This window comes from Nannocystis bainbridge (genome assembly GCF_028368995.1).
Lineage (GTDB): Bacteria > Myxococcota_A > Polyangia > Nannocystales > Nannocystaceae > Nannocystis > Nannocystis bainbridge.
In genome coordinates, this window is sequence record NZ_JAQNDL010000001.1 from 2,419,373 (window position 1) to 2,431,190 (window position 11,818).

General features: G+C 70.7%; 8 protein-coding genes and 2 tRNA genes. 3 read left to right on the forward strand and 7 right to left on the reverse strand.

The features are described from left to right. Positions 1–85 precede the first annotated feature (85 nt). Positions 86–1,846, forward strand: coding sequence for a DUF2330 domain-containing protein (locus POL25_RS09470; protein ID WP_272085606.1), 1,761 nt, complete (start codon positions 86–88; stop codon positions 1,844–1,846). Positions 1,847–2,199: 353 nt separating this feature from the next. On the opposite strand, the gene POL25_RS09475 is transcribed toward POL25_RS09470, so the two are convergent. Next, positions 2,200–2,904 (reverse strand): hypothetical protein, encoded by a 705-nt coding sequence (locus tag POL25_RS09475; RefSeq protein WP_272085607.1) that lies wholly within the window; start codon positions 2,902–2,904, stop codon positions 2,200–2,202. Positions 2,905–3,052: 148 nt separating this feature from the next. On the opposite strand from POL25_RS09475, the gene POL25_RS09480 reads away from it, so the two are divergent. Next, positions 3,053–4,561, forward strand: a complete 1,509-nt coding sequence (locus POL25_RS09480) for a serine/threonine protein kinase (protein ID WP_272085608.1) — start codon at positions 3,053–3,055, stop codon at positions 4,559–4,561. A gap of 87 nt (positions 4,562–4,648) precedes the next feature. Here POL25_RS09480 and POL25_RS09485 read toward each other — a convergent pair whose 3' ends face one another. The 6 genes from POL25_RS09485 to POL25_RS09510 all read right to left on the reverse strand — a co-directional run bounded on the left by POL25_RS09485 (position 4,649) and on the right by POL25_RS09510 (position 11,374). Next, positions 4,649–5,257 (reverse strand): peroxiredoxin family protein, encoded by a 609-nt coding sequence (locus tag POL25_RS09485; protein ID WP_272085609.1) that lies wholly within the window; start codon positions 5,255–5,257, stop codon positions 4,649–4,651. Positions 5,258–5,292: 35 nt separating this feature from the next. Continuing rightward, on the reverse strand, positions 5,293–6,711 hold the full coding sequence (locus POL25_RS09490; protein WP_272085610.1) for a DsbA family protein: 1,419 nt from the start codon (positions 6,709–6,711) through the stop codon (positions 5,293–5,295). Between the two features lie 120 nt (positions 6,712–6,831). Next, positions 6,832–8,940 (reverse strand): DsbA family protein, encoded by a 2,109-nt coding sequence (locus POL25_RS09495; RefSeq protein WP_272085611.1) that lies wholly within the window; start codon positions 8,938–8,940, stop codon positions 6,832–6,834. 81 nt (positions 8,941–9,021) lie between these two features. Next, positions 9,022–10,458, reverse strand: coding sequence for a DsbA family protein (locus POL25_RS09500; RefSeq protein WP_272085612.1), 1,437 nt, complete (start codon positions 10,456–10,458; stop codon positions 9,022–9,024). A gap of 126 nt (positions 10,459–10,584) precedes the next feature. After that, on the reverse strand, positions 10,585–11,118 hold the full coding sequence (locus POL25_RS09505; RefSeq protein ID WP_272085613.1) for a hypothetical protein: 534 nt from the start codon (positions 11,116–11,118) through the stop codon (positions 10,585–10,587). A 183-nt stretch (positions 11,119–11,301) separates the two neighbouring features. Beyond that, positions 11,302–11,374: transfer RNA gene (locus POL25_RS09510), tRNA-Gly, on the reverse strand. A gap of 311 nt (positions 11,375–11,685) precedes the next feature. Here POL25_RS09510 and POL25_RS09515 point away from each other — a divergent pair. Then, positions 11,686–11,758 (forward strand) — tRNA-Asn (locus tag POL25_RS09515). Positions 11,759–11,818 lie beyond the last annotated feature (60 nt).

Sequence of the window (11,818 nt, forward strand, 5' to 3'; positions counted from 1 at the left end):
GAACTCTCGCGGCGCCCGTGTCTCGCCTGGAGCCGGCGCCGGCCCGCTTCTGGCGCTCCGGCCCAACCCGTGCGACCCTGCCACCGTGAACAATAGACTTATGTGGAAGCGGACCTCGATCCTCGCGGCCGCTGCCGGTGCCGCCCTCACCTTCGCGCACGCGCGCCCGGCCGACGCTTGCGGGGTCAACGGCTGCGACGGCGGCGTGCCCGGGCCGATGCCGGTCAACCAGGACGGCGAGAACGTGCTGTTCGTCCTCAACCCCGGCGAGGTCGAGGTCCACATCCAGATCAGCATCGACCCTGACACCAACGCGCAGAAGTTCGCCTGGCTGATCCCGATCGCCCAGATCCCCGAGTTCGAGGTCGGCTCGCAGCCGCTGTTCGACGCGCTCCTGCAGGCCTCCGTGCCGCAGTACGGCCTGACCCAGACCTTCGAGCAGTGCGGCGAGGAGGGCATCTCGGCCGGCCTCACCTCGCCGAACGGCGGCGGCACCGACAGCGGCGGCGGCTCCACTGGCGACGCCGCGACCACCGGGGCGACCGGCGGCGACCCGGTGCTGCTCAAGACCACCGCCGGCGCGTTCGAGATCGTCGTCCTGCAGGACAAGACCGTCGCGCCGATCAAAGAGTGGCTGCTCGACAACGATTTCCTGTGGATCGACGGCGCCGACGAGACCTTCCAGCAGTACCTCGACGCCGGCCAGGTGATCGTCGCGCTCAAGCTGACCGGCGGGGCCGACGAGGGTGACGTGCACCCGATCGTGCTGCGCTACCCGTCCGACGAGAACTGCTTTCCGCTGCGGCTGACCCGCTTCTCGTCGGTCCAGGACATGGACATCCGCGTGTTCCTGCTGGCCAACGGCCGCGCCGCGCCGACCAACTACCGCCACGTCCTCGTCAACCCGCTCAAGATCGACTGGCTCAACTTCGCCGCCAACTACAAAGAAGTCATCGGCAAGGCGGTCGACGAGCTCGAGGCCGACGGCCTGGCCTTCGTCACCGAGTACGCGGGCGCCACCAGCATCACCGCGCCGTTCGCCTTCAACGTCTACAGCCCCAACTGGAACGAGGCGCCGTTCGCCGGCCTCGCGCCCGAGCAGGTCATCGAGCGCCTCAACGAGCAGGGCCTGACGAACTGCTACGAGCCGGGCTTCTGCTTCTACAACCACCCGCTGGTCGAGGGCCTGCTGCGCGAGTACCTGCCGGCCCCGGACGGCCTGTCCGACGAGGAGTTCTACGGCGGCCTGGCCAGCTACGTCGACCAGATCGACGCGATGAAGTGGGGCGACGGCAGCGGCTTCGCCACCGGCCTGGCCGAACGCATCATCACCCCCGGCCTGCACGCACAGGACCTGCTCGACACCTTCCCGTACCTCACCCGCATGTACACCGTCATCTCGCCGAACGAGATGATCGCGGACCCGACCTTCCACATCAACCCGGACCTCGAAGACGTCGACAACGTCCGCGTCGCCACCAACTACAACCTGTGCGACGGCAACAGCGTCGTCACCCTCCCGGACGAGCGCGAGATCTTCGTGCCCGACGCCGGCCCGTGGCCCGAATTCATCGGCGAGATGTTCTGGGCCGAGGAGATCAGCCAGATCGCCCTCAAGGGCAAGCCGATGCACCTCGTCAACAACACCGCCGCGATCAACACCAAGATCGAGGCGTGGAACACCCGCCACGGCTGGCCTCGCAACGCCGCCTCCGGCACCGCCGGCAACGACGGCGGCGGCGAGTCCGGCTGCGGCTGCGCCAGCGACCCGGCGCCCAACGGCGCGGCCCTGCTCGGGCTTACGGGGCTCGGCCTGCTGGCGCTGCGCCGGCGCCGGCGGGCGTGAAGCTCCGGGGGTGTCCGATCGGGCATGTCTGAAGGGACATGCTCGTTCGAGCATGTCCTTCGGCGCGATGCTCGGACGCACATGTCCCTTCGGGCATGCCTGAAGCGACATGTCGCTTCGGGCATGCCAATCGCTGGCATTCACGAAGAAAATTGTCCAACGGGCATGCCCGGAGCGACATGCCCCTTCAGGCATGCCCCTCGATGGCATTCAGCAAGAGACTTGTGCAACGGGCATGCCTGGAGAGACGCGCCTGTTCGGGCATGTCCCTCGATGGCATTCACGAAGAGACTTGTCGGACGGGCACGCCTGAAGCGACATGCCCCTTCGGGCATGCCGCTCGTCTCGGGGCCTCACGGCTGCGCCGGTTGGGCGCCGCCGGCGGGGGCCGCCTGCACGGCGCCTGCGGGTCCGGGCGCGGGCGCGGGCGCCTCGGCGATCGCGGGCGTCACCGGCGCGGCCGGGGGCGCGGCGACCTGGGTCGGCGGGGCCGAGGGCACCACCGCCGGCGGGGTGGCGACCACCACCGGCGCGACCGGGGCCGCGTTCACCTGCGGCACGGCCGGCAGCGGGCGCGCCGTGGTCGAGGCCGCGCCGCCCATGACGCCGTCGTAATGCCCGAGATAGCTCCACTCGGGGTCGAACAGCATCGTCGCCACCACGAACTCGCCGGTCTTGGGCCGCACGCGGATCTCGAACGCGTGCCCGTCCTTGGCCGCGCGATCGGCGACGGTCAGCGGGTCGGGCTGGGCGTCCTTGTCGAGGTCGATGTGGCTGAACTGCCCCGGCTGCTTGTTCAGCGCCTCCTGCAGCTTGTCGGCCGTCTTCAGGCGGTTGAAGCTCACGAGCATCGACACCGGCTCGACCGCGAGGTCGGCGGACAGCGGGCGATCGACGCCGGTCGGCGCCGGGGCCCCGGCCATCGACGCCCGGGTGAAGGTGGCGTCCTCGTCTCCGGATGGGTCGACCGGCTTGCCGCACGCGACGGCGAGGACGGCGAGGACCAGGGCTGCGCTCCGAGCTGTACTTTCGAACATGTTGCCTCCGCGAGGGCTCACGCCCCGAGAGCGAGGAGAGCGCGGCCCGGACGGCGCCGCGGGGCCGGTCGCACGGCGAGGGGCCCGCCCGGCAGTATAACGAGGCCGCGACCGCACGGCAGCCGGCGCGCACGCGACCCGGTAAACGGCCTATACTGCCGCGGCCGCCGTGACCTCCGCCGCTGCCTCGCCGCTACCCGCCCCCGACGCCCCGCCGAACGCGTGGATCGGTCACACCCTCGACGGCCGCTACCAGCTCCGCGACCTGCTCGGCGAGGGCGGGATGGGAGCGGTGTTCACGGCGGAGCACCTCAACCTGCGCAAGCTGGTCGCGGTGAAGATGATCCACGCCGAGTACACGGGCAACGAGGAGATCGCCGAGCGGTTCCGCCGCGAGGCGATGGCGACGGCGCAGATCGAGCACCCCAACGTGGCGAGCGCGATCGATTTCGGCCCGCTTCCCGGCGGCGGCGCGTACCTGGTGACGCAGCTGGTGCGCGGCTCGACGCTGACCGACATCATCAATCGCGGCCGCATGCGCTGGCAGGCGGCATGCGACATCGGGGCCCAGATCGCCGACGCGCTGACGGCGGCCCACGCGGCCGGCATCGTCCACCGCGACCTCAAACCCGACAACATCCTGCTCGAGCCGCGCGAGGACGGCGAGGTCGTCAAGGTGCTCGACTTCGGCATCGCCCGCGTCGCCGACGCCGGCCACGGGACGACGCCGCTGACCCGCCTCGGCACGGTGATGGGCACGCCGGGCTACATGGCCCCCGAACAGGCGATGGGCGAGCCCACCGACCTCCGCACCGATCTCTACGCGCTCGGCGTGATCCTGTGGGAGTGCCTGGCCGGCCGCGCGCTGTGGGACGGCGGCGAGATGAGCGACCTGCTGACGCGTCAGCTGACCCAGCCGCCGCCGCCGCTGGCCGGCGAGGTGGTCGACCTGCCGGTCGAGTTCGAACGCATCATCCATCAGCTGCTCGCGCGCGAGGCCAAGCAGCGCCCGCAGACCGCCCGCGAGGTCCGCGACGCGCTGCGAGCCCTGAGCCGCAGCGTCAGCCCGGTGTCGGCGTCGACGCTGCCGCCGCCGGGCGCGACGCCGATGGCGCCGGCGGTCGCTCCGCCGAGCAACCGCGGCCTGCTCGGCTTCATCGCCGTGTTCGTCGGCGCGGCGCTGCTGGTGATCGTGCTGTGGGCGGTCCGCCAGCCCGGAGCGCCGCAGGAGGCCGGCGAGCGGTCGGCCGAGTTCGTGCCGGCCGCGGGCAAGGACAAGTCCGAAGGGACAGGTCCTTCGGAACCTGTCCTCTCGGCCAGCGACCTCGACCTCGGCGAGCTGCCGGCGAAGCTGCGCGGCCCGGGGTCGACGCTGCTCGGCACGGCTCGCGAGGGCCAGGTCAAGGCGGCCGAGGCGGTGCTGGCCTACGAGCCCGAGGTCGACGTGCCGCTGTGGCTGCACGGCGTGGCCCTGCTCGAGAAGGCCGACGGCTGCGAGGCCAAGCACGCCGCGGTCAAGCGCATCGCCGAGGCCAAGGACAAGCGCGGCCTGCCGGCCCTGCAGCGCCTGAACAAGACGCCGGCCAAGGGCTGCGGCAAGGCCAAGAGCGCGGACTGCCTCGAGTGCCTGCGCCCGACGCTGAAGCAGTCGATCGAGCAGCTCGCGGCGCTGCCGTGACGCCGGTCGCGCGCGACCGCGAGTGCGCGTGCAGGCGACCTCGGAGGTCGCCCCTGGTCGCGGTCGAGCGATCCGCCCGTCCCGCCGCTACCGGGCCAGCATCGACTCGACGCAGTTGTGCGCCGCCGGGCGGCCCCAGTCGCGGACGTTGACGTACGCGTGGACCAGCTGGCCCGCGGCGTCGACGAAGTACGTGTCGGGCAGCTTCTCGCTGCCGTAGGCCGTGTGCAGCTTGCCGGTCGGGTCCCACAGCACGCGCACGCCGGTCTGCTCGAGGCCCATGCGGGCCAGGAACGGCGCCACCAGGGTCTGGTCCTGGTCGACGCTGACCGCCACGATCACCACGTCGTCGCGGTGCTCCAGGCGCTCGGCCAGGCGGTCGAGCTGCGGCCACTCGCGGATGCACGGCTCGCACCACGTGGCCCAGAAGTTGAGGACCACGAACTTGCCGCTCAGGTCGGCCAGGCTGACCGGCTGGCCGGCGCGGTCTTGCAGCGTGAAGTCGGGCGCCGGGCCCTCGCGCAGCTCGGGCTCGAGCGCGCGGCAGGCCGCCTCGGCCTGGGCCTTGGCGGCCGGGCCGAGCGAGGCGGCGAACCAGAACATCCACAGCGAGCCGATGGCGATGAACACCACGTAGGCGAGCGGGCCCAGCAGGCCGCGGCGCTCTTCCCCGTCCTCGAGGACAGGTGCTCTCAAGCCCGCGGGCTCGCCCGCCGGAGGCCGCGTGTCCGTCACTTGCCGGGCTTCTCCTCGGCGTCGGCCATGATCTTGTCATAGACCTGGCCGCGCGGCGTGCCCTCGTCGACCAGCTTCTGCGCCTTGGCCTTCTCCTCCTCGATGAGGGTCTTGAAGCCTTCGTAGGGCTGGGCGCCGGACAGGAAGCGGCCGTTGACGAAGAACGACGGGGTGCCGCCGCTCTTCAGCCGGTTGGCCACCGCCTCGTCGTCCTTGACCATCTGCTCGGTCTCGGCGGCGGCGAGGTCGAGCTCGAACATCGCCACGTCGAGGCCGAGCTCCTGGGCGTGCTTCTTGACTGTCTCTTCGGACATGTCCGAAGGGCTCTGGAACAGGCGGTCGTGCATCTCCCACGCCTTGCCCTGGCGGTGGGCCGCCAGCATCGCCCGGGCGCCGACGCGCGCCTGCGGGTGCATCGCCAGCGGGCGCTGACGGAACACGATGCGCACGTCATTGGGGTAGTTCTGCTTGACGTCGGCCAGGGCCGCGTTGACGCGCTTGCAGAACGGGCACTGGAAATCGCTGAACTCGACGATCGTGACGAGCGCGTCGTCGGGACCGAACTGCGGGCGGGCGTCGAGCGGCACGCGGTAGGTCTTGCTCGGATCGGGGCCGTCGTCGCGCTGGCTCGGGGCCTTGCCGGGCCCGCCGCCGCCGCGCTGGGCCTTGGCGTCCTTCATCATCGCGCCGTAGACCTCGGCGCGCGCGGTGCCCTGGCTCTCGAGCTGGCGGGCCTGCTCGCGCTCGTACTCGAAGATCTCGCGCCACTGCTTGGCCGGCAGCGAGCCCGAGTAGGGGCGGCCGTTGACCAGGAAGTACGGCGTACCGGTCGCGCCGGCCTTGCCGCCGGACACGTAGTCGCTGTCGATCGCGGCCTTGGCGGCGTCGCTGGTGCGGTCGGCGTTGAACTTGGCGAGGTCGAGGCCGAGCTGCTGCGCGTGGGCCTCGAAGGTCTTGTCGTCGAGCTTCTTCTGGTTGCCGAACAGGAGGTCGTGCATCTCCCAGAACTTGCCCTGCTGGTGCGCAGCCCACGCCGCCTGCGACGCGGGCGGCGCCAGGTTGTGGCCCGGCAGCGGGTAGTGCTTGAAGATCAGGCGCACGTCGCCCTCGTAGGTGCCCATCGCGTCCTTCAGCGGGTCGGTGACCTTGGCGCAGAACGGGCACTGGAAGTCGGAGTACTCGATCACGGTGACGAGCGCGTCGTTCGGGCCCAGCTGCGGCTCGTCGCCGCGCAGATCGGCGCGGTAGCGGTCGCCCTGCTCGAGCTTGGCCGAGGGCACGAAGAAGCGGTCGCGGACCCACTGCCCGGCGTAGAAGCCGACCCCGATGGTCGCCGCGAACCCGAGGACCGCGACCAGGATCGAGGTGGTGGATCGCTTGTTGGGGGTGGGTGCAGGCGTCGTGGCGTCGGACATCGTCGACCTCGTGGGTACCCAATAGTAGCGCGCGATGCAAACCGGGAGGGGACGCCCGGCCCCGTCGCGCACGGGGCCGGGCGGGTCAGGACCAGGCGATGCCTGGCCCGGAGACCAGGCTCACTTGGCCGGAGCCGGAGCCGGGGCCGGGGCCGGGGTCGGCGCCTTGGCCGGCGCGCCGCCCTTGGCCGCGGCGTCCTTCTCCTTCTTCTGCGTCGCCTCGAAGCCGCCGTTCAGCTCCTCCTCGAGCACGCTCTTGAAGCGCTCGATCGGCTGCGCGCCGCTCATGAGGCGGCCGTTGATGAGGAAGCCGGGCGCGCCGCGGACCTCCATCTTGCCGCACTCCGCCATGTCGTCCTTGACGCGCTGGGCGGTCCCGGCGTCGTTGTAGTCGCGCTCGAACTTGACCAGGTCGAGCCCCAGCTGGGTCGCGAACGCCTTGAAGTCCTCGTCGGACCGCTTGGTCTTGTCGGCGAACAGCAGGTCGTGCATCTCCCAGAACTTGCCCTGGTTCTGCGCGGCGACGCCGGCGCGGTGGGCCGGCTCGGCCATCTTGTGCATCGGCAGCGGGTAGTTGCGGAAGTAGATCGCAACCTTGTCGCCGTAGTCCTTGACGATCTGCGCCACGGTGTCGGCGCCGCGCTTGCAGAACGGGCAGTCGAAGTCCGAGCACTCGACGATCGTGATCTTCGGGTTCTTGAGGTTGCCCTTGCCGGCGAGGCCCTTGGTCGCGACCTCGCGGCGCTTGAAGTCGGCCGGCGGCGGCGCCGGCGGGATCTTCAGCTCGGTCTCGAAGCCCTTGATCATCTCCTCGTACAGCTTGTCCTTGGCCGGCTTCTTCTCGGCCAGGAACTTCTCGGCCTTGACCTTCTCCTCGTCGATCAGCTTCTGGAACGCCTCGAACGGCTGCGCGCCCGAGAGGTGGCGGCCGTTGACGTAGAACGCCGGCGTGCCGTTCGAGCCGAACTTCTGCGCGGTCTGCTCGTCCTCCTTGATCATCTGCTCGAGCTTCGGGTCGGCCAGGTCCTTCTTCCACTGGTCGAAGTTGAGGCCGGCGATCTGGCGCGCGTAGCCCTCGAAGTCGGCGTCGCTGAGCGCCTTCTGGTTGGCGAACAGGAGGTCGTGCATCTCCCAGAACTTGCCCTGCTGGCCGGCGGCCAGCGAGGCCTTGGCGGCCGGGCGGGCGCGGTCGTGGAAGCCGAGCGGCAGCTGGCGGAACACGACGCGCACGTCGTTGGGGTACTTCTCCTTGATCTGCTTGAGCGTCGGCGTGACGCGGTTGCAGAACGGGCACTGGAAGTCGCTGAACTCGATCACCGTGACCAGCGCGTCGGCCGGGCCGAACGCCGGGCGGTTGTCGGCCGGCACCGCGTAGTTGGCGGCCGGGTCGGGCTCGCCGACCTTGGGCTTGTTCTCGGGCGGCGGCTCCTTCCGCTCGTCCTTGGCGGCCTTCATGATGCGCGCGTAGATCTCGCTGCGCTTGCTGCCGTCCTTGACCAGCTGCTCGGCCGCGGCCTTCTCCTCGTCGACCAGCTTCTTCAGGCCGTCGATCGTGCGCGGCGCGCCGCGCTGCCACTTGCCGTTGATGAAGAAGCTCGGGGTGCCGCGCACGCCGAACTTCTTGCCGAGCGCCAGATCCTCGTTGACCTGCGCCTGGTAGGTCTTGGCGTCGAGCGTGGCCTTGAACTTGGCCATGTCGAGCTTCAGCTCCTCGGCGTACTTCTCGACGTCGGCGCGCGTCATCGCCTTCTGGTTCTTGAAGAGGATGTCGTGCATCTCCCAGAACTTGCCCTGCTCACCGGCCGCCAGCGCCGCCTCCGAGCCCATCGCCGCGTCCTTGTGCATCGGCAGCGGGTACTGCTTGAACACCACGCGCACGTCGTTGGCGTACGCGGGGTCCTTGATCAGCTCGTTCAGCATGTCCGTGAACTTCGAGCAGAACGGGCACTGGAAGTCGCTGAACTCGATGATCGTGACCAGCGGGTCGGCGGCGCCCTTGACCTGGTCCTTGTCGCCGTAGGTGACGCGGAACCGCTCGCCCTGGATCTTGGCGTTCAGCGAGTCGTCGACCTGGTCCATGGTGACCAGCCCGCCGGAGGCGGCGGCGGCCGGACCGGCGGCCGCGGCTTCTTCCTTCTTGCCGCCGCGGTTGCCGGTGCAACCAGTGAGAGGAGAAGCGGCCAGGGCGAGCGCCGAGACCAGGAACACGGGGAGGCTGATGCGTTTCATGGGGCTCTGTGTCTGTAGTTTGCTGGGTGGTTGAAAGAACATGTCACAAAAACCATGTCCAAAAGGACATGTGGGGAGTCGTCACTGGTGGAGATCGGCGCTCGGGAACTGGTTGGGAGGGATCGCCTCCGCTTCCAGGATCGTGCGCACGACGGTCTCGCGGGCGGCGCCGGCGGCGATCCGCTCCTGGGCGTGCGCGAGCTCGGTCGCGACGTCGGCGGCGAGCGCCTCGGCGCCGCGAAAGCCGTCGACATAGCGACCGTTGAGGAAGATCGCCGGGGTGGCGTCGAGCCCGAGCCTGCGGGCGTATACGAGGTCGTCGCGGACGACCTGGGCGACCTCGGCGCTGTCGAGGTCGGCGAGGAAGCGGGCCTCGTCGAGGCCGAGCTCGCGGGCGATCGCCGCGTAGGTGCGGCGGCCGAGCCGGGGCGCGGTGAACAGCTTGTCGGCGAAGTCCCAGAAGCGGTTCTGGCGGTCGGCGGCGACCACCGCCCGGGCGGCGCTGTCGGCCCCGGGGTGGATCGGCAGCGGCAGCTGGCGGTAGGCGATCCGGACGTCGTCCGGATAGCGCCGCCGCAGCTCGGCGATGCCCTCGGTCGCGGCCTTGCGACAATACGGGCACTCGAAGTCCATGAACGCGACCAGCAGCACCGGCGCGTCGGCGGGCCCGAGCGTCGGCGCGACGCCGGCGTCGACGGCATAGCGCTTGCCCGCCTCGGCCCGCTGCGGAGGCGGCGCCTCGGCGGCCTTGAACCGCTCGGCGAGCAGCCGCCGCTGCTGCGCCGTGGCGTCGTCGACCGCCAGCGGAGCGGTCACCGCCGCGTCCATGACGGCGCCATAGAGGTCGGCGCGGGCGGTGCCCTCGCGCAGGCGCGCCTGGGCGGCGACGATCTCCTCGTCGATCAGCGCGTGCCAGGCCGCCTCGTCGCGGAAGCCGATCAGCGGCCGGCCGTTCACCAGCGCCACCGGGCTGAAGTAAATCCCGAGCTCCACCGCCTGGCGGCGATGGCGGATCCGCGTGCCCGAATAGACCCCCGCGTCGAGGTCGTCGAGGAAGCGCGGCACGTCGAGCCCGAGCGCCTCGGCGTCCGCCTTGAGCGCCGCGCGGTCGAACTTCAGCGTGTCGTAGAGCCGGCGGTGCATCGGCCAGAACTGGCCCTGCGCCCCGGCGGCCAGCGCGGCCTCGGCGGCCCGCTCGCCGTCGGCGAAGCCGGGCAAGGTCTGGCTGCGGAACACCACCCGCAAGTCGTCGCCGTAGTCCTCGACCAGGTGATCGAGGACCTTCCACGTGCGCGCGCACGGCGGGCAGGCGTAGTCGGAGAAGACGACGATCGTGACGAGCGGCTCGGCGCCGCCGAGCGCGTGCTCGTCAGGGTCGAGGTCGACGCGGTAGCGCTGCGACGGCGCGGCGACCGGCGCGGCGGATGATTCAGGAGCGCTCGGGGAGCACTCGCAGGCTGCGTTGCTCAGCGCCAGGCCGAAGGCGACCTGACCGAGCCAGAGATGTGGGACACGCATGAGGGGACCGTCTCGAACACCCGGAGGGCGCCGCCGAGGCGCGCAGCGCCGGCTCCCGCGTGCAGGTGCACGAGGCACCTGCAGCCTCTCGGGCGCGACCCAAAGCCTCCGGCCGACCCGAGCGGACTACACGGGCGCGACGCGAGGCGGGGGTGCTTCGGGACAGGTCGTTCGGGACAGCAGCGGCGGGTCGTCGCGCGGGCGCGCGGCCGTGAGCGCCACGCGCTGCGGCGACCACTCGTCGCGCAGGAGCGCGGCGACCGCGGCACTCGAGGGCCCGAGCAGGTCGGGCGGGGCCCGCGGCGGCAGACCGCCGCGCTGGAGCTTGCCGCAGGTCTCGTCGGTCGGGTCGCACACGGCCCGCTTGAACAGCACCTCGAGCAGGCGCGAACAGGAGCCGCGCGACAGCTTGAGGACCGACGGGTCGACGACCAGGTCGGCCAGGAGATCGCCGCCGCACAGGACCTCGGCGTCCGGGTCGTCCTCGTCGCCGCAGAATTCCGCGGCGCCGAGCAGCTCGACCAGCCGCAGGTGAATGTCGCTGCGCAGGTCGGGGGTGCCCGGAACCGCGGCCTCCGCGCTCGATGCGGCCACGGCCGCGCCCAGCCAAAGGCTGAGCACGACGAGGCAGCGCAAGAAGCTGGCGAACACGGCAGGCACGGAGGGCGGCGAAACGTTAGGCGGGTTTTGTAAACTGCGCAAGCCGCCATCCATTCCCGCCCGTGCGCCCGACCACGAACAGCGGTCGCCAGGGGCCGCTGGCCTGGTGGCGCCCCCGCGGACCGGCGTCGGACCCAAAGCACGAAGCCCTGTCACCGGGGGTGACAGGGCTTCGATTTTCTGAGCGGGAGACGAGACTCGAACTCGCGACCCCGACCTTGGCAAGGTCGTGCTCTACCAACTGAGCTACTCCCGCAGGATCGTGCAGAACAACGTCCGAAGACGGAACCCTGCCGGTTGGTTCAGGTTTTTGCCCCGCGCCGTGACGAGGGGAGGCGGAGAATATACGAGCCCCATGGAGTGTCAAGCCCCCTTCGACACGTTCGCGCAAAACCTTGCAGAGGCGCCTGGACCGCTCGTGCGCGCGAGATCTGGGGGTTCGGGGGTCCGCGGCAGGGGGCGCGCCGTGTTCGTGCAGGAGCTCACAAGTGCGCGGGTGATGCAGCTTGACGCCGTCCCGAGGGATCGAGTACACACGCTCGCCCCGGGCCCCCAAGTCCGGGTCATTCCGACATAGCTCAGTCGGTAGAGCAGCGGACTGTTAATCCGCGGGTCGTAGGTTCGAGTCCTACTGTCGGAGCCCAGCAAAACCCCTCCAGCGCGCGCGCCGGAGGGGTTTTTCCTTTGGGTCGCGCGGGCG

What these genes read in the sequence shown, in the direction of transcription:
- POL25_RS09495 (WP_272085611.1), bottom strand. Translation starts at nt 8,940, where the DNA reads ATGAAACGCATCAGCCTCCCCGTGTTCCTGGTCTCGGCGCTCGCCCTG.
- POL25_RS09500 (WP_272085612.1), bottom strand. Translation starts at nt 10,458, where the DNA reads ATGCGTGTCCCACATCTCTGGCTCGGTCAGGTCGCCTTCGGCCTGGCG.
- POL25_RS09490 (WP_272085610.1), bottom strand. Translation starts at nt 6,711, where the DNA reads ATGTCCGACGCCACGACGCCTGCACCCACCCCCAACAAGCGATCCACC.